Genomic DNA, 18019 nt, shown 5'->3' with positions numbered 1-18019 from the left:
GGGCACTGATGCTCCTCATGCCGGGACGACCTCGCTCAGGACCCCGTCGCGGATGGACACCGTCCGCCGGCCGCGGGCGGCCACGTGGGGATCGTGCGTGATGACCAGCAGGGTCAGCCCGTCGGCGTGCAGTGCGTCCAGCAGGGCCAGTACGGCGCCCGCCGTGGCGGTGTCCAGGTTCCCGGTGGGCTCGTCGCACAGCAGCAGCGAGGGTTCGGCGACCAGGGCGCGGGCGATGGCCACGCGCTGGCGCTCGCCGCCCGACATGCGGGTCGGGAGATGCCCGGTGCGGTGGCCGAGGCCGACCCGCTCCAGCGCCGTACGGGCCCGGTCGTCGCGCTCCGCGCGCGGGACGCCGTTGTAGACCATGGCGAGGCGGACGTTCTCCAGGGCGGTGCGGTGCGGCAGGAGGTGGAAGGACTGGAAGACGAAGCCGATGCGCTGCCCGCGCAGGGCGGTCCGGTCGCGGTCGCGCAGGGAGCCGGTGTCGATGCCGTCGAGGAGGTACCGGCCGGTGGTCGGGGCGTCGATGAGCCCGGCGACGTTCAGGAAGGTGGACTTCCCGGAGCCGGACGGGCCGACCACGGTCACGTACTCGCCGCGTCCCACGGTCAGTTCGCAGGGCCGCAGCGCCTGGACGGGCGGCGGTCCGGGGTAGGTGAGGCCGACGCCCTCGAAGCGGACGACCGGGGCGGGATCGGGCGCGGCGCCCGGCGCGGCGTCCGAGTAGGCCTCCGCGGCGGCCTCCGCGGCCGGGTCCGCGTCCGGGCGGGCGGCGGTCACGGCTTCGCCTGCGCGACGAGCACCCGGTCGCCGTCGGCGAGCGTGCCGCCGCCGACCGGCTCGACCTGGACCATCCCGTCGGCGGACATCCCGGCCCGGACCTCGACCCGGCGCCGGGCGTCCGCGGCGGCGGGGTCCTTGCCCAGCACCGTGACGGTGGTCCGGCCGTCGGCACCCGCCGAGACGGCGGAGAGCGGTACGACGAGCACCGGCTCCCCGGAGGAGGCCGCGGTCACGGTGAGCCGTACGCCCTGTCCGGAGAGCCGGGGGCCGAGGGCCTGGTCGGGCTTGACGGTCAGTGCGTAGCCGCCGGAGTCCTGCGTGGCGGTCGGCGGGTTCTGCCCGGAGCCCGCGCCGGAACCCGAGCCGGAGCCGGAGCCGCCGCCCGTTGGCGAGCCTGCCGCGGCCGGGGTCGGGTCGGTGGCGACCGAGCCGACGGTCCCGGTGGCGGTGAGCCCGGTGGCCTCGGACAGCACCTCGACCTTCATCCCGGCCTTGACCAGGTCTTTCTGATGCGCCGGAAGCGAGGCCCGGATCACCGGGGCGCCCGCCGAGAGGGTCAGCAGCCCGTCCGGGACGGGTTCGCCGACCGCGGCCTTGACCGCGTCCACGCGGGCCGGGAAGCCCTTGACGAAGACGAGCTCGTCCGCCGGGACCATCGGACCGGCCGCAGCCCGGGCCGCCTCCAGGCGGGTGGTGGCCTTGGCCAGGTCCTGCTGCGCGAAGGTGAGTTGCTGCTGCGCCTCGGCGGTGTCGCCGCCACCGGCCGTCTTGGCCTTGGCCAGGGCGGTCTTGGCGGTGGTGACCTGCCGCTGGGCCGTGTCGGCGGCGTCCTCCGCGGCCTGGAGCTTCTCGGCGTCGCCGGGGTCGGCCGGCCGAGGGGTGTAGCCGAGCGCGGCGTAGAGCGCGGTGACGGCGGCCTTCGTACCGGTGCCGTACGTGCCCGCCGGATCCTTGCCGGTGGCGTGGCCCAGCGCCTTGAGCCCCTCCTGGAGCTGCCCGACGTCCTTGCCGGTGGCCCCGGGCTTCAGATCCCGGTAGACGGGCAGGGCCCCGGCCAGCGCGAACACCGGCCGCCCCGACACCTCGACCAGTACCTCGCCGGCCTGTACGGCGGCCCCGGGCTGTTTGCCGACCCGGGTGACCACGGGTTTCCCGCCCGCCCCGGTGGCAGCGGCGGCCCCGGCCCCCGGGGACACCGTCAGCGACTGCTCGGCGGTGACCGTGCCCCGTACGACCACGGACGAGGTGAGAACCCGCCGTTCGACCCGGTCGGCCAGGACGGACGCGGGCGGCGCCGCGGCATCGGCCGCGACCTGGGCGGGGGACCGGATGGCGCCGGCGAGGACCACTCCGGCCCCGGTGAGGGCGACGGCGCCCGCGACGACCCCGATCAGGATCCGGCGCCGCCGGCTGAGCGAGGCCCGTACGTCCCCGGTCCCGCCTGCGGCGTCCGGCTCCTCGGCGGCGTCCTTCTGCGCGGCGTCGTTCTCGGCGGCGTCCGGCTCCTCGGGGGCGACGGCCTCTTGATGTTTCACGTGAAACCCACTTCTTCGTTCAGCAGTTCTCGCCGAGCACCTCGAGGGAACTCACCTTCCACGGCGCGCCCTCCTTCTCGCGGGTCAGCGTGAAGGCGCCCATCTGGGTCGGCTTGTCCTGGAGTTGGTCGACGGGCTGACCGGTCTTGGCGTCATGGATGAGCCAGCGGTCCAGATCGACGCAGTCGTGCAGGATCCGGGTCTGTGCGCCGGGGGCTTCCACGCCGTCGATGCGGTGACCCACCTCGCCGAGCAGTACCTGGCCACCTGTCTTCGAATGGGCGAGGTTGTCGCGGAGCTCCTGCAACTGCTGCCCGGTGGCGACCCGTTCGACGGCTGAATCCTGGGGATCGGGCGCCCGGTTCGCCGCGAGCCAGGTGGCCCAGTACGTGTCGTACGCCTGCTGCACGTCCGGGCTCGGCGGTTCCAGCGCCGACCGGGTGCTTGCACCCGCCGGGGAGGCGGAGGGGGCCGCGGATTCCGCGGTGCACCCCGTGGCCAGGAGGAGCGCCAGAGCCGCCGTGACGGCCGGCAGCAAGCCGGAAACCGCGGCCCGAGGGCCGGCCGGGGCCCTCACGCCGAGCCGTCCTTCAGGATCTTCTCCGCATATTTGACCTGCTCGTCCAGGCGCTTCTTCTCCTGGTCCAGATCCTGCTTGCGCCGTTCGATCAGGCCCTTCTGGTAGGCCGTCAGGACCGCGTTCCAGGTGTCCGTGAGCTTCGTCTTCTGCTTGCAGGACACGTCCGTGGTCGCGGCGGTGATCTCCTCGGAGGTGACGGGCCCGGTCCACCGGGTGCCCTCCATCTGCTGGAGCTCCCAGGGCGTCTTCACCTGGAACCCCGCGTCGCGCATACAGGTGCTCCACTGCGTGATGCCCGCGACGATCCGGCTGTCGCCGCGCGCCCGGTCACCGGCCTGCTGTGTGAGCTGGTCGACCAGGCTGTTGCCGGCCGGGGCCGCGGAGGGGCCCGTGGTGGTCCTCGGGTACAGCTTGCGGTCTGCCTCGCCCGAGCAGCCGCCCTCCGGGGCGCCCGGATGGGCGGGTCCGCCGTCCTGCGGGCCGAACAGGGCAGCCGTCTCGTTCGGGTCACGCTTCTTCTCGCCGGCCGCGTCGCGGTCCGGCAACGCGCCGGTCCGGTACCCGTACTTCTTCGCGGATTCGGCGTCGACCAGGCCGATTCCGGTGGTGGCCCGGTGCGCACCGGCGCTGGTGACGTAGGTGCTCGCGTTCTTGAAGGAGGCGAAACCGACGCGGTGCATACAGGCCTCGGTGAGCAGGTCCTGCGCCTGCCGGAGCACCTTCGCCTGGTTCTGGTCGAAGGCGTAGGCGTCGAGCGGGAGGACGGCGTTCGCCGGGTCCGCCTGAGGCGTGACGCTCACCTGTGGTTCGGCCGTGGGACCGTCCGGTCCCTCCTGTTTCGCCGCCGGTTCGGCGGTGCAGGCGCCGAGCGCCAGGATCGCGGCGGCACCGGCCAGCAGCAGGGGCAGCCGTTGGCGTGCGTGGAGCACGATCAGCCTTTCCGTGGTGGTCTGGTGGTCGTACACTGCCCGGCACGCCCGGGGCCGGGACCGATTCCAGCGGTCCCGGCCCCGAGCGGCTCAGAGCGCCGATCAGCAGTGATTGGCCGCCCACTTGGTGAGCAGGGTCATCGAGCTGTAGCCGGTGACACCGGTGTTGTTGTTCTTGTGCCGGTCCCACCACTGGTTGCCGTTGATCACGGTGCCCGACTTGTAGCAGATGGGCGTGATGGTGTGGCTCCGGTAGCCGAGGCCGTTGACGGAGGACGAGGTGGTGGAGTTGGAACGGATCCGGACCCCGTCCTCGGTGTAGTCGCCGGCGTGGGCCACGGACACGGAGCCCATGACGATCGTCGCGGCGGAGAGTGCCACTGCGGTGAACCTTGCTGCCTTGCGCACGCTGTCTCCTCTTGGATATCGGACACGTCGTGGTGCAGCCGAGAGGAAGACTCCGCGGCACAAGTGCTGCAGCGGCCCCCCGGTCCGGTGAATGACGATGGCACGAAGACGAATGCCGTACCAGGGGGATCCGGGCGTGCGGCGGAGACCGGCTTGAATGCTGCGTTTCGGGGCGCGTGGCCGGTTACACGGACTCTTCAGATCCTTTTGGGCATTTCCGCAGGAGGGGGCCGTGGCCGGAAAACGGACGCCTCGGGTTCTCCGCGAACGGATGATCGGGGACCGCTTCGCGGTTGTCCTGAAACCCTCGTTACTCCGGCTCCTCGTGTTCCTCGGGGCGCTCGGCCCCCGCGTAGCGCCCCCGGAGCTCCGACACCACGCCGAACGCGGCCGCCGTCAGCGGTACGGCCAGCAGCATGCCGAGGATCCCGGCGACGCTGGCGCCCGCAGCGATGGCGAGCAGGACCACGGCCGGGTGCATCTGCACGGTGCGGCTCTGGATCGCCGGCTGGAGGACGTGCCCCTCCAGCACCTGTACGGCGACCACCACGCCCACGGCCCACAGGGCGATGATCCATCCCCGCTCGGCGAAGGCGACGAGGACGGCCACCGCGCCCGAGATGAAGGCGCCGAGGTACGGGATGTACGCGCCGACGAACACCAGGGCGCCGAGGCCGACGGCCCCGGGGACGCGGAGCACGAGCAGACCGATGGTGATGCAGACCGCATCGATCAGGGCGATGAAGGTGGTTCCGCGCATGAAGCCCTCGACGGCCGCGAAGGCGCGGCGGGCCATGGCCTCGACGGTGTCGCCGGTGGCGTGCGGCGCGAGCGAGCGCAGCGTTCCGGCGGCGCGGTGGGAGTCGCGGAGGAAGAAGAACATCAGCAGCAGGGCGAGGACGGCGGTGGCGAGCATCTCGCCGACGACGCTGATGCCGGTGATGACGCCGGAGGCGGCCGTACCGCCGAACTTGGCCAGCAGCTCCTTGGCGTGGGAGGCCAGGTCCTCGAGGGAGGTGCCGGCGGCCCCGAAGTGCTCGGCGAGGCCCTGCCCGGCCTGCTTGAGGGAGCCGGCGATCTGGTCACCGGTGCTGATCAGAGCGTGGACGACGACGTAGGTGGCGCCGCCGAACACCAGGAGCACGGTGAGGCAGGTGAGCGCGGCGGCGAGCGAGCGGGGCACGCCCGTCCTCACGAGCCGCCGGTGCATCGGCCCGAGCAGGGCCGCTCCGAGCAGTGCGAGCAGTACGGGCGTGACGGCGGCCTTGAAGGTGATGCACAGCCACACGCCGACGGCGACCACACCGGTGACCAGCAGCGCGACCGTGCACCAGGCGGCCAGCCGCCTGACCGGCGGGGGAAGCAGAGTCAGCATCAGAAGTCGTCCTTCGCCTGTTCGTGCATCTCGAACCAGATCGACTTGCCCTCGCCGCGCGGGTCCACGCCCCAGGCGTCCGCCAGCATCTCCATCAGCAGGACGCCCCGCCCGCTCGACGCCATCTCGCCCGGATGCCGCTTGTGCGGCAGCTCGTCGCTGGCGTCCGCCACCTCGATGCGCAGCCGCCGCGTCCCCAGCTCGCCCACCGCTTCCGCGACCAGCAACGCGTCGCCGTCGGTGTGCATGAGGACGTTCGTGACCATCTCGGAGACCATGAGCACCGCCGAGTCCACCTGCTCCTCGTCCGCCCAGTCGTGCAGCAGCTCCCGGATCTGCCGGCGTGCGCCCGCGATCCGCTCCGGCTCCGCCTGCGCCACGGTCAGCACCGTGCGGCGCGCCGGCCGGGTCAGCTGCGCCGCCGCGGCGCCGCAGCCGCAGTCCGCGCCGTCCCGGCACAGCAGGACGACGGCTATGTCGTCCTCGCGCCGGTCGGCCAGCGGACCGGTGGTGTGGTGCGAGGAGGGCCCGTGCACGGCTTGGACCAGCAGGTCGGCGAGCTTCTCCAGGCCGTCGGACCCATGGGTCCCGGGGTCGTGCGTCTCGGATTCCAGGATCGCCCGCAGCCGTGCCCAGCCCGTGTCCAGGTCGTGCCCGCCGGTCTCGATGAGCCCGTCGGTGCACAGCATCATCGTCTCGCCGGGCTCCAGCGTGAACCGCGTCGTCGGGTAGTCCGTGTCCGGGACGATGCCGAGCGGGAGCCCGCCGGCGGTCGGGCGCATCAGCACCGTGCCGTCCGTCATCCGGATGACGGGGTCGGGGTGGCCGGCGCGGGCCACCTCCAGCAGCCCGGTCTCGGGGTCGCACTCGACGTACAGGCAGGTCGCGAAGCGCGGGCTGCCGAAGTCGGACTCCTCGTACGAGTTCGGCCCCTTCGAGGAACCCAGCCCCGACAGGAAGCGGGAGGCGCGGGAGAGCACCGCATCCGGCCGGTGGCCCTCGGAGGCGTACGCGCGCACCGCGATCCGCAGCTGGCCCATCAGCCCGGCGGCCCGCACATCGTGCCCCTGGACATCTCCGATGACCAGGGCGAACCGCCCCGAGGGCAGCGGGATCATGTCGTACCAGTCGCCGCCGACCTCGAGCCCGCCGCCGGTGGGGACGTACCGCGCGGCGATCTGCATGCCCGGGATGTCGGGGCCCAGCGCCGGCATCATCGACCGTTGCAGGCCGGTGGTGAGTTCCCGCTCGGATTCGGCCACGCCTGCCCGCTGGAGGGCCTGGGCCAGCATCCGGGCCACCGTCGTCAGGACGGACCGCTCGTCCGGTGAAAAGGACACGGGGTGCTTGAACGCAGCCATCCAGGCGCCCATGGTGCGCCCGGCGACGATCAGGGGGAGGAAGGCCCAGGAGATCCGGCCGAAGCGCTGGGCGAGCGGCCAGGTGGCCGGAAAGCGCCGTTTGTAGTCCTCGGGGGAAGGCAGGTAGATCGCCCGCCCGGTCCGGACGACCTCGGCGGCCGGGTAGTCCGTGTCCAGCCGCATGTCCGTGAAGGGGTCCTCGTCCCCCGGACCGTGCCCGTGGTGCCCGATGATCGACAGTCGGTCCCCGGCCACGCCGAAGACCGCCAGCCCGTCGGGGCTGAAGCCGGGCATCGAGAGCGACGCGGCGACCCGCAGCACCTCGGCCGTTGACCGGGCCTCGGCGAGCGCCCGCCCCGCGTCCAGCAGGAAGGCCTCGCGCGAGCGCCGCCAGTCGCCGGTGATCGGGGTGTGCACGGCGGTGGTTCCGGGCTGCGGCTCGGCGATCTCCTGGATGGTGCCGATCAGCTCGTAGTCGACGCGGCCCTCGACCGAGCGGTTCTCGACGGGCTTGGAGCGGCTGCGCACGGTACGCAGCACCCGCCCGTCCTCGTCCATGATCCGCAGCCGGGCCTCCGCGAGGGTGTCCTCGGCCACCGCGAGATTGACGATCCCGTTGATCTCGTTCCAGTCCACCGGGTGAAACCGCGACCGTACGGCGACCTCCGGCAGGACGACGGGCTCCGCGGGCAGCCCGAGGAGCCGGGCGGCCTCGCTGTCGAGAGTGACCGTCCCGGAGGCGTTGTCCCATCGCCACAGGCCCGTCGCGATGGCGGCCAGGACGTCCTCGGTGCGCACCCGGTCATCTTTACAGGTCATCCTCCCGGCGTGCCTGTTCACAGGGGGTGCCGGGCACTCCCGCACGGCCCCCGGCCCGGACGGTAACCTTGTGAGGGTTGAATCCACCTTGGTATCGCGAAGAACTGGATGACTGATGCATCGGTACAGGTCCCACACCTGCGGCGAGCTCCGCGCCTCTGACGTCAACGCCGACGTCCGGCTGAGCGGCTGGCTGCACAACCGTCGAGACCTGGGCGGCATCCTCTTCATCGATCTGCGCGACCACTACGGCATCACGCAGCTCGTCGCCCGCCCCGGCACCGCCGCGGCCGCCGTCCTGGACAAGCTCTCCAAGGAGACCGTCGTCCGCGTCGACGGCAAGGTCGTCTCGCGCGGCGCCGAGAACATCAACGCCGACCTGCCCACCGGCGAGATCGAGATCGAGGCCGCCGAGGTCGAGGTGCTCGGCGCGGCCGCCCCGCTGCCCTTCACCATCAACACCGACGACGGTGTGAACGAGGAGCGGCGCCTGGAGTACCGCTTCCTCGACCTGCGCCGCGAGCGCATGCACCGCAACATCATGCTGCGCTCGGCCGTCATCGCGTCGATCCGCTCCAAGATGGTGGCCCTCGGCTTCAACGAGATGGCGACCCCGATCCTCACCGCGACCTCGCCCGAGGGCGCGCGTGACTTCGTCGTCCCGTCCCGCCTGAACCCGGGCAAGTTCTACGCCCTGCCGCAGGCCCCGCAGCAGTTCAAGCAGCTGCTCATGATCTCGGGCTTCGACCGGTACTTCCAGATCGCGCCGTGCTTCCGCGACGAGGACGCCCGCGCCGACCGCTCGCCGGGCGAGTTCTACCAGCTCGACGTCGAGATGTCGTTCGTCGAGCAGGAGGACGTCTTCCAGCCGATCGAGCGCCTCATGACCGAGCTCTTCACCGAGTTCGGCAACGGCCGCGAGGTCACCTCGCCGTTCCCGCGGATCCCGTTCCGCGAGTCGATGCTGAAGTACGGCAACGACAAGCCCGACCTGCGCGCCAAGCTGGAGCTCGTCGACATCACCGACGTCTTCGAGGGCTCGGAGTTCAAGGCGTTCGCCGGCAAGCACGTGCGTGCGCTGGCCGTCCCGGACACCGCCGCGCAGCCGCGCAAGTTCTTCGACGGCCTCGGCGAGTACGCCATCTCGCTGGGCGCCAAGGGCCTGGCGTGGGTCCGCGTGGGCGAGGACGGTTCGCTGACCGGCCCGATCGCCAAGTTCCTCACCGAGGAGAACGTCAAGGTCCTCACCGAGCGCCTGGGCCTGGTCGCCGGCCACGCCGTGTTCTTCGGCGCGGGCGAGTTCGACGAGGTCTCCAAGATCATGGGCCCGGTCCGGGTCGAGGCCGCCAAGCGCGCCGGCCAGTTCGAGGAGAACGTCTTCCGGTTCTGCTGGATCGTCGACTTCCCGATGTACGAGAAGGACGAGGAGACCGGCCGGATCGACTTCTCGCACAACCCCTTCTCCATGCCGCAGGGCGGGATGAAGGACCTCGAGGAGAAGGACCCGCTCGACATCCTGGCCTGGCAGTACGACATCGTCTGCAACGGCATCGAGCTGTCTTCCGGCGCCATCCGCAACCACGAGCCCGAGGTCATGCTGAAGGCCTTCGCGATCGCCGGTTACGAGGCCGAGACCGTCGAGCGCGAGTTCGCCGGCATGCTGCGTGCCTTCCGCCTCGGCGCCCCGCCGCACGGTGGCATCGCCCCGGGCGTGGACCGCATCGTGATGCTGCTGGCCGACGAGCCGAACATCCGCGAGACCATCGCCTTCCCGCTGAACGGCAACGCACAGGACCTGATGATGGGCGCGCCCACCGTCCTCGAGGAGTCCCGCCTGCGCGAGCTGAACATCGCGCTGCGCAAGCCGGTGGAGACGAAGCCGGCGGAGGCCAAGCCGGTCTCCGAGGCCGTCCACCCGGACGCCGCGCGGTAACCGCCCGTACGTACGGCGAAGGGCCCGGGATCCGATGGATCCCGGGCCCTTCGCCGTACGGGGCTTCGGGGCTCAGAAGCTCTGGAGCAGGCCCTTGACCAGTGCGGTGGAGGTCAGCTCGGCGGGGGCGGGGCCGGCGTGGAAGAAACCGGCGTTCCCGGCGTCCAGCTTGCGCAGGAAGTCGAAGGCCTTGGCGTCGTGGTCGCCGAAGGCGACGAACTGCCAGTGGACGCCGGGTGCGGAGGCGGCGGCGTCGGCGAGCGCCTGCTTGGCGGGCCGGACGCTGTCCGGGGCGCCGTCGGTCTGGAACACCACGAGGGCGGGGTGGTCGCCGCCGTCCTTCTGGTAGCGCTCGATGACCTGCTCCACGGCGCGGTGGTAGCTGGTGCGGCCCATGTGGCCGAGCTCGGCGTGGCGGGCCTCGACCCAGGCGCCGTCGTGGGCGTCGAGGGTCAGGTCGGCGGTGCCGTCCACGTCCGTGGAGAAGAACACGGTGTGGACGGTCGCCTCGTCGTCGAGGTGGGCGGCGAGGGCGAGGGCGTGGTCCGCGAGGTGCTGGGCGCTGCCGTCCTTGTAGAACGGGCGCATCGACCCGGACCGGTCAAGGACCAGGTACACCTTGGCCCGCGCACCGGCCTTGCCCTTGCCCCGGAGCACCTGTCCGGCGGCCTTGTAGGCCCCGGCCACCCCGGGCGCCTGCCGCTTCACGACAGCCAGGGCATGAGCGGGCCCGTCGGCGCCGACCTCGGCGACGACGTCCTCGACCTCGACGACCGGCTCGGCGACGATGTCCTCGATCTCGGCGACCGGCTCGGCCGCGGGGGCCTCGGCCTCGGCTGCGACGACCTCGACCTCGACCTCGACCTCGACCTCGGGCTCGGCCACGGGCTCGGCCGGGACCTCGGGCTCGGCTTCGGCCACGGGCTCGGCCGCGACCTCGGGCTCGTCAACGGTCTCCGGCGCGGGGGCCTCGGCCTCGGCGGCCACCGGCTCGGCCACGGCCTCTCCGGCCGCTTCCTCGGCCGCAATGACCTCGGCGGCGGCCGCTTCCGGCTCCGGCTCGACGACCGGCTCCGCCCCGGGGCTCTCGGCCTCGGCTGCGACGACTTCGGCCACGGGGGCCTCGGCCTCGGGCCGTACCTCGGCCACCGGCTCGGCGACGGCCTCGACAACGGCCTCCGGCGCGGGGGCCTCGGCCTCGGCTTCTGCCACAACCTCGGCCTCGGCCTCTACCGCGGGTTCGACCGCCGCCTCAGCAGCGGCCTCGACCACTGCCTCGGCCGCGGGCTCGGCCACGACTGCCTCGGCCACCGGCTCTGCGGTGACTTCCTCCGGCTCGGCCTCGGCCGCGACGGGCTCCGGCTCGGCGACCGGCTTCGCCGCAGCCGGGGGCTCCTGCTGTACCGACCCCGGCATGGGGCGGCGTGCCTCCGGGACCGTGGGGTCCGGCGCCGGGGCGGTGAGAAGGGTCCCCGGTTCGCGGTCCCGCGGAGCGGACTGCGGGGGAACCGTCGGATTGTCGAAGGACGCCGCGACCAGTTCGGCCGCCACGTCCAGGGGGGTGCGTTCCGCCTGGCTCGGGACGGCTGCCGATCCGCCGTCCGTCGTCTCCGGAACCGGCTCGGCAGACCGTCCGAACACCTTGCGCAACAAGCTCCGAATACCCATGGGCCAGGCCTTTCGCATGAGTGCGTGCGTCATTTGTCCGTGCTGCGCGGTTGATCCCTGCCCAGAGTGGACACGTAAGGTTATCGGCCGCTTGGCTGGAACTTCGGCAGGGGCGCCCTTCGTGGCGCCCGGCCCGCCCAGCACACACCCCATCTTGCCGAACTCCCGCACCGACGTGCCCGGTTCACCGGGCGTTCATCCCGTCGCCGCCGCATCGGCGCAACTCGCGCCTACCGTCACGGCTGGATCCGACCGACATGACGTCGGCGCCCGTGCATCTACGGAGGACATTCGTGCGCAAGCTTCTGCCGCTCATAGGCAACCCGCATGGGGGCGGCCGTTCCGCTCTCACCTGTCGCTACCGCTGTGGTGACGCCTGCTTCCACGAGGTGCCGAACAAGAGCGACAACGAGTACGTCGGCGACGTCATCGCCCGTGCCTACTCCCGCCGCTCGATGCTGCGCTCCGCCGCCGTCGTCACGGTCGCCACCGCCGCCGGTACCGCCATCACCCTCGGCGGCAACGGCTCTCCGGCCACCGCCGCCCCCGCCGCCGACGCCCAGGGCGCCGGCGCGGACGCCGCCCAGGGCGCCGGCGCCCGCGGTCTGCGCTTCAAGGCCGTCGCGCCGAACACCGACGACCGGGTCACCGTCCCCGAGGGCTACGAGCAGAACGTGGTCATCCGCTGGGGCGAGCCCATCATCAAGGGCGCTCCGGGGTTCAACGCCGACAAGCAGACCGCTGCCGCCCAGGCCGGCCAGTTCGGCTACAACAACGACTTCCTCTCGCTGCTCCCGCTCGGCGGCGACTACGAGCGCCAGCAGCTCCTCGTGGCCAACCACGAGTACACCGACGAGATCCTCATGTTCAAGGGCTACGACCCGGCGAACCCGACCCGCGAGCAGGTCGAGATCGCCTGGGCCGCCCACGGCCTCGGCGTCGTCGTCGTCCAGGAGGACCACCGCAGCGGCAAGCTGACCGCGGTCAACCGCCACCAGCTCAACCGCCGCCTCACCGCGACCAGCGAGTTCAAGCTCACCGGCCCGGCCGCGGGCAGCGCCCTGGTGAAGACCTCCGTCGACGCGACCGGCACCAAGGTCCTCGGCACGCTCAACAACTGCTCCGGCGGCACCACCCCGTGGGGCACCACGCTGCACGGCGAGGAGAACTTCAACCAGTACTTCGCCAACGCCGGCCAGGTCACCGACGCCACCCAGGCCGCCCGCCTGAAGCGCTACGGCGTCACCAGCGGCGCCACCGAGCGCAAGTGGGAGCGCTTCGACAAGCGCTTCGACGTGCTCCAGGAGCCCAACGAGTCGCACCGCTTCGGCTGGGTCGTCGAGCTCGACCCGTACGACCCGAACTCCACCCCGCGCAAGCGCACCGCTCTGGGCCGCTTCAAGCACGAGGGCGCCCAGCCCCGCCTGACCGAGGACGGCCGTCCGGTCGTCTACATGGGCGACGACGAGAAGTTCGACTACTTCTACAAGTTCGTCTCGTCGAAGCAGATGAAGAAGGGCAACTCGCGCGAGGCGAAGGAGCACAACCTCACGCTGCTCGACGAGGGCACCCTGTACGTCGCCAAGCTGACCGGTGACTCCCCGGCCACGGAGATCGACGGCTCCGGCAAGCTCCCCTCCGACGGCCGGTTCGACGGCTCCGGCGTGTGGATCAAGCTCCTCACCTCCTCCCCCTCCGGCAACGTCTCGCACGTCGAGGGCATGACCGCCGAAGAGGTGGCCGTCTTCACGCGTGAGGCCGGCGACAAGGTGGGCGCGACCAAGATGGACCGCCCCGAGGACATCGAGCCCTCGCCGCGCACCGGCCGCGTGTACGTGGTCCTCACCAACAACAGCGACCGCGGCAAGGCCGGCAAGGCCGGTGCGGACGAGGCCAACCCGCGCAACCTGAACAAGCACGGGCAGATCCTGGAGCTCGCCGAGAACTTCGACGACCCGGCCGGTGACGGCTTCGCCTGGCGCCTGTTCCTGGTCGCCGGTGACCCGAAGGACCCGTCCACGTTCTTCGCGGGCTTCCCGAAGGACCAGGTCAGCCCGATCTCCTGCCCGGACAACGTGACCTTCGACCCGCACGGCAACCTGTGGATCTCCACGGACGGCAACCAGCTCGGCTCGCACGACGGCCTGTTCGGCGTCGCCACCGCCGGTGACCGCCGCGGTGAGCTGAAGCAGTTCCTGACCGTCCCCCGCGGCGCCGAGACCTGCGGCCCGCTGGTCCAGGACAAGCGCGTCCTGGTGGCCGTCCAGCACCCGGGCGAGATCGACGGTGCGTCCGTCGAGAAGCCCCAGTCCGTGTGGCCCGACGGCCCCGGCAAGATCGTCCGTCCGGCGGTCGTGTCCGTCTGGCGCAAGGACGGCAAGAACATGAGCGTCCGCATACTGGGCGTATTCGGGCGTTCCGACAACGCGGCGAGGCGGCGTAGCCGGCGTCGTGCACCCGCCGGGGATTGCGGGACAGCCCTTAGGCGGATGTTCCATCCGTCAGGCGGCCCACGGGGAGCCTGAGCGTGGTCACCGCCCCGCCGTCGGGTGCGTTGGCGAAGCCCAGGGCGATCTCCAGGACCGCCGCCTGGCCGGCCGCGATCGTCAGCCCCAGCCCATGACCCCGGCCGCGGCCCGGGTCCCCGGTGCGGAACCGCTGCGGGCCCTGCTCGATCAGCTCGGGCGGGTAGCCGGACCCGTGGTCGCGCACGACCACCACCGGGCCCTCGACGGTGACCTCGACCGGTGGTTCCCCGTGCTTGTCGGCGTTGACCAGCAGATTGGCCAGGATCCGGTCCAGCCGTCGCCGGTCGGTGAGCACCACCGCGTCCCGGACCACCCGTACCGAGGCCTCCAGACGGGTCGCCGCGACGGCCCGCTGCACCGCCCGGCCGAGTTCCACCCTGGTCAGGTCGGCCCGCTCGACGCCCGACTCCAGCCGGGAGATCTCCAGCAGGTCCTCGGTGAGCAGGTGCAGGGCTTTGAGCCGGTCGTTGATCATCTCTTTGGGGCGGCCCTCCGGCAGCAGGGCCGCCGCGGCCAGCGAGCCGGTGAGCGGGGTGCGCAGCTCGTGCGCGACGTCCGCGGTGAAGCGCTTCTCCGCCTCGATCCGCTTCTGCAGGGACTCGGCCATCGAGTCGAGCGCCTGCGCCACGTCCCCCACCTCGTCGCGGTGGCGCGGCAGTCGCCGGCCACCGCTGTCCGCGCCGTGCGGACGGTCCTCCTCGGCGGGGAACCCCACGCGCGCGTCCAGGTCGCCGGCGCTGATCCGGCGGGCCACGGCGGCCGTGGTCGTCAGTCGCCGGCTGATCCGGTGGGCGAGGAACACGCCGGCCAGCGCGACCACTGCGGCCGCCACCGCCGAGGAGGCGAGGATCGCCGTGTCGATGTCCCGCAGCCGGTGGCGGGTGCTCTCGTACGGGATCCAGACGGTGAGGGCCTTGCCGTCGGCGGGTGCGGCGGCCCACATGACGGGTGTGGCGTCGTGCTCGCCGACCATGCTGCCGGTCAGGCCGCGTGCCACCAGTTTCCGCAGCGGACCCGGCAGGCCGGGCGGGTCGAGGGCGAGGTTCACGTCGCCGTGTGCGGTGCCGTACTGGTAGTGGGCGAGGGCGTGCTCCAGCTCCCGGTCCGCGTCCTTGCGCACTTCCCCGACGATCTGCTGCGCGACGACGTTGTGGACGAGGATCCCGAGCACCGCCGCGACCGCGCAGGACACCGCCGCGACGGTCAGGGCGATCTTCCAGCGCAGGCTGCTCATGACCCGCATCGCGGCGCGTCCCCTTCAGACCCTGCTCGTCGAGCACGGGATGCCGCTGTCCTTCGTGCCGGCGCATTCGTCGAGCGTGAGCTGGGCGAGGTTCATGATCCCGGCCTTCGGGTCCCACACGTAGTCGGAGACGGAGACCTTGTCCGGGTTCGAGGTGGGCTCGCGGACCGCCAGGTGTTCGGCGGCCACCTCCACGCCCTCGAGCACCCCGCGCCGGGACAGGATCCGTGCGATGGACCCGTCGTCGCGGACGGTGTAGACGCGCAGTTCGCTGATCCGGCCGTCGACGTCCAGGGCGGTGATCAGCTCGTCCCGGCCGTTGCCCGTCACGTCGCGCAGGACCGCGGGCCGCACCGGGCAGTACGGACCTCCGTCCACAGCCTGTGTACACGACGTGAGCCGCTGCACCGCCCGGGGGTCGACGAGGCGCCCGGTCCCGCCGTCCTCGGCGGTGGCGGCGGTGATGTCGGCCCGTACGACCTCCACCGCGTTCACGCCCTGCATGCTGAGGTTCGCGACCTTGGGCAGCCCCGGCACCACGGCGGCCTTGCCGGGCTGCTGGCCCGGTCCGGGCGGGTCCGGGTGGATGTTCTCCCACAGGGCCTCAGGAGCGTGCGCGGTGCCCAGGTCGCCCTCGTCGCGCAGCCCCTCCACATCGGCGCACCCGGCCGTCGCCGCGAGGAGGGCGGCGAGGACCGGGGCCACTGCGCGGCCGCGCGGGGAGAGGCGCCTCATGCACCGATGCTCTCCCGCCCGGGCCGTGCGGGCCCGGCCCCGGGGCCATTCGGGCGACGGTCCCGGTCCGGCGCCGCTGGACGGTCCGCCGGCCTCAGTGGTCCGCGGAGGCGATCGCGCGGGCCGCCGCCACCTCGTGGCGCACCGGGGCCAGGACGGAGGTCTCGTCCCCGGGCCGCGGGGACGCGGGCCGCAGCTGAGCCGGGCTCCGGGCGGTGCGCACGCCCTCGGCGAGGGCGTGCAGGTCGGTGATGACGCCGGCCACTTCCTCGTCGCGGGGGGCCTGGGCGCCGTGGTTGACCCGGACCCGGGCGGCGGTGGTCGCGTCCACGATCCGCTCGACGGCGACGACCAGCGGCCACCAGGCGGCGGCCCGTGCCCCCGTCGGTGGCGGCTCGGTCAGAGCCCGCTGGAACTCGTTCCGTACGCCCGACATGTCCCGGTAGATCCGTCGCCGGGCCTGGAGCCGGGCGGTCCGGGCGGCCTGCCGCCCGGCCTCCGTGTCCGGATGGCCCCCGAAGGCCCGCTCCACGTACCGGGCCGCATCGTCCACGGTGTCGGCGAGCCGGTCGCCGATCCGGGTGTGCCAGCTCTCGGGCCACAGCAGATAGCCGAAGACGAGCGTGATGGCGCAGCCGATCAGGCTGTCCAGCAGCCGGGGCCGGATCAGGTCGAAGCCCTGGTGGTTGAGCAGGTCCGAGAGCAGCAGGATCACCGGGGTGATCGCGGCGGTCTGGAAGGCGTACCCCTTGACGGAGAACGCGGGGATCAGCGCGGCGAGCACCACCATCACCGGCACGTCCCACCAGCCGCGCGGCACCTCGGCGAGCACGGCGGCGGCCACGACCAGTCCGGCCGCCGTCCCCAGGGCGCGCAGCAGGGCCCGGGAGAACACCGAGCCGAAGTCGGGCTTGAGGACGAAGGTGACGGTCAGTGCGATCCAGTAGGACCGCTCGACCGGCACCAGGGAGACCAGTGACTGGGCCAGCCCGATGCACAGGGCGAGGCGCAGCCCGTACCGCCAGGAGGCGCCGGACAGCATCATGTCGCGCACGGCCCGCCGGGCCCGGACCGTCAGCGCGGCGGGCCGGCCGAGCCGGTCGTCGACGTTGTGCAGGTCCGGTTCGGGCAGGTGCACGATGGCCGCCGCATGCCGCACGGCCGCGTCGAGGGCCCGTTCGGCGGGGGTGTGCGGCGGGGGCAGCTCCAGTACGGCCTTCCCCGTGCGGCCTTGTTCCACGGCCCGTGCCAGGTCCCGTACGGCCGCCGGGATCTCGGGCGGCAGGGGCCTGCCGCGCAGGTGCATGGCGGGTGCGGCCTCGACCAGTGGGATCACCACGTTCAGCTGGGCCAGCATCCGTACGAGGGCGGGGCTGCGGCCGTGCACCCGGGCCCGGCGGCCCAGCACCAGGTCGTAAGCCTGGTTCAGGGCATGCGTGACCTGCCGGCGGCGCTCGTCGTAATCCGGTCCGCCCGCGGCTTCCAGGGCGTCGGCGAGGGCCCGGTAGGTGGCCGCCACGGCGACGCGCTCCGGTTGCCGCCCGCGCAGCGGCCAGCCCAGCAGGGTCAGCAGGAGGACGAACAGCCCGCCCGCGGCGAGCAGCAGCGGGGCCGTCCACCAGGGCCGGGGGAGCGGCAGGCCGGCGCCGACCACGGCGTTGAGGAGCAGCAGCAGCCCGGAGACGGAGGCGACCGTGCCGATCGAGGAGATCATCCCGGAGACGAGGGCGGTCAGGGTGAGGACGCCGACGGCGAGCCAGCCGTGGCCGAAGACCAGGGTGCCCAAGGCGACTCCGGCCGCGCCGAAGAGCTGCGGCACGGCGATGTTCAGGATCCGCATTCGGTAAGCGTCGGCGGTGTCGCCGATGACCCCGGACAGGGCGCCCATCGAGACGAGGGCCCCGTATTCGGGCTCGTTCAGGGCGAAGCCGACGGCGAGCGGGGTGGCCATCGCCATGCCGGCTCGCGCGGCCGCGGCCCAGGGGATCGGGGCGGTGCTCGGCCGCAAGCCGTTGAGCAGCCAGGCGGGCGGGGCCAGCGGACGGTGCCGGGGGCGCCCGGACGGTATCTGTTCGGTGCGTTCGGTGCTCATTCAGCTTCCGTGCGGCCGCTCGGGAAT

The 18019-nt window shown here is 72.5% G+C and carries 13 protein-coding genes; 2 read left to right on the top strand and 11 right to left on the bottom strand.

Annotated features, from left to right (window positions below; translation table 11 throughout):
* Window positions 1–15: 15 nt before the first annotated feature.
* The 7 genes from IF09_RS0133655 to IF09_RS0133625 all read right to left on the bottom strand — a co-directional run bounded on the left by IF09_RS0133655 (window position 16) and on the right by IF09_RS0133625 (window position 7772).
* Window positions 16–783 carry an ABC transporter ATP-binding protein gene (locus tag IF09_RS0133655; RefSeq protein WP_078613614.1) on the bottom strand — a complete coding sequence of 256 codons (768 nt, stop codon included), beginning with the start codon at window positions 781–783 and terminating at the stop codon, window positions 16–18.
* Window positions 780–2321: a hypothetical protein gene (locus IF09_RS46025; RefSeq protein WP_051833363.1), complete on the bottom strand. Its 1542-nt coding sequence runs from the start codon at window positions 2319–2321 to the stop codon at window positions 780–782. Before IF09_RS46025 ends, IF09_RS0133655 begins: the two co-directional genes overlap by 4 nt.
* A 19-nt stretch (window positions 2322–2340) precedes the next feature.
* The gene (locus tag IF09_RS0133645; protein WP_158710128.1) at window positions 2341–2859 is read right to left on the bottom strand and encodes a hypothetical protein; all 519 of its coding nucleotides are present in this window, start codon (window positions 2857–2859) and stop codon (window positions 2341–2343) included.
* 35 nt (window positions 2860–2894) lie between these two features.
* Window positions 2895–3830 (bottom strand): hypothetical protein, encoded by a 936-nt coding sequence (locus tag IF09_RS0133640; protein WP_158710127.1) that lies wholly within the window; start codon window positions 3828–3830, stop codon window positions 2895–2897.
* A 102-nt stretch (window positions 3831–3932) separates the two neighbouring features.
* Window positions 3933–4238, bottom strand: a complete 306-nt coding sequence (locus IF09_RS0133635) for a hypothetical protein (protein WP_133897412.1) — start codon at window positions 4236–4238, stop codon at window positions 3933–3935.
* 310 nt (window positions 4239–4548) lie between these two features.
* Complete coding sequence (locus tag IF09_RS0133630; protein WP_037636735.1) at window positions 4549–5613, bottom strand: AI-2E family transporter; 1065 nt, start codon at window positions 5611–5613, stop codon at window positions 4549–4551.
* Window positions 5613–7772, bottom strand: a complete 2160-nt coding sequence (locus IF09_RS0133625; protein ID WP_030302336.1) for a SpoIIE family protein phosphatase — start codon at window positions 7770–7772, stop codon at window positions 5613–5615. The genes IF09_RS0133630 and IF09_RS0133625 overlap by 1 nt, the downstream gene beginning before the upstream one ends.
* Before the next feature lie 136 nt (window positions 7773–7908).
* Between IF09_RS0133625 and aspS the strand changes: the two genes are divergently transcribed.
* Complete coding sequence (gene aspS / locus IF09_RS0133620; protein ID WP_030302334.1) at window positions 7909–9726, top strand: aspartate--tRNA ligase; 1818 nt, start codon at window positions 7909–7911, stop codon at window positions 9724–9726.
* 72 nt (window positions 9727–9798) lie between these two features.
* On the opposite strand, the gene IF09_RS46560 is transcribed toward aspS, so the two are convergent.
* The gene (locus IF09_RS46560; protein ID WP_030302332.1) at window positions 9799–11394 is read right to left on the bottom strand and encodes a VWA domain-containing protein; all 1596 of its coding nucleotides are present in this window, start codon (window positions 11392–11394) and stop codon (window positions 9799–9801) included.
* Window positions 11395–11687: 293 nt separating this feature from the next.
* Here IF09_RS46560 and IF09_RS0133610 point away from each other — a divergent pair, with 293 nt between their 5' ends.
* Window positions 11688–13919: a PhoX family protein gene (locus IF09_RS0133610; RefSeq protein ID WP_078613613.1), complete on the top strand. Its 2232-nt coding sequence runs from the start codon at window positions 11688–11690 to the stop codon at window positions 13917–13919.
* Here the strand turns inward: IF09_RS0133610 and IF09_RS0133605 are convergent.
* The 3 genes from IF09_RS0133605 to IF09_RS0133595 all read right to left on the bottom strand — a co-directional run bounded on the left by IF09_RS0133605 (window position 13876) and on the right by IF09_RS0133595 (window position 17992).
* A complete protein-coding gene (locus IF09_RS0133605) occupies window positions 13876–15156 on the bottom strand; it encodes a HAMP domain-containing sensor histidine kinase (RefSeq protein WP_324606887.1) in 1281 nt (426 codons plus the stop codon). The genes IF09_RS0133610 and IF09_RS0133605 overlap by 44 nt on opposite strands.
* A gap of 24 nt (window positions 15157–15180) precedes the next feature.
* On the bottom strand, window positions 15181–15900 hold the full coding sequence (locus IF09_RS0133600; protein ID WP_051833361.1) for a hypothetical protein: 720 nt from the start codon (window positions 15898–15900) through the stop codon (window positions 15181–15183).
* A 94-nt stretch (window positions 15901–15994) separates the two neighbouring features.
* A complete protein-coding gene (locus IF09_RS0133595) occupies window positions 15995–17992 on the bottom strand; it encodes an FUSC family protein (protein ID WP_078613612.1) in 1998 nt (665 codons plus the stop codon).
* Window positions 17993–18019 lie beyond the last annotated feature (27 nt).

It is taken from the genome of Streptomyces katrae, from assembly GCF_000717655.1.
In the GTDB taxonomy this organism is placed as follows: domain Bacteria; phylum Actinomycetota; class Actinomycetes; order Streptomycetales; family Streptomycetaceae; genus Streptomyces; species Streptomyces katrae_B.
This window is presented reverse-complemented; position numbering and strand designations above follow the sequence as displayed.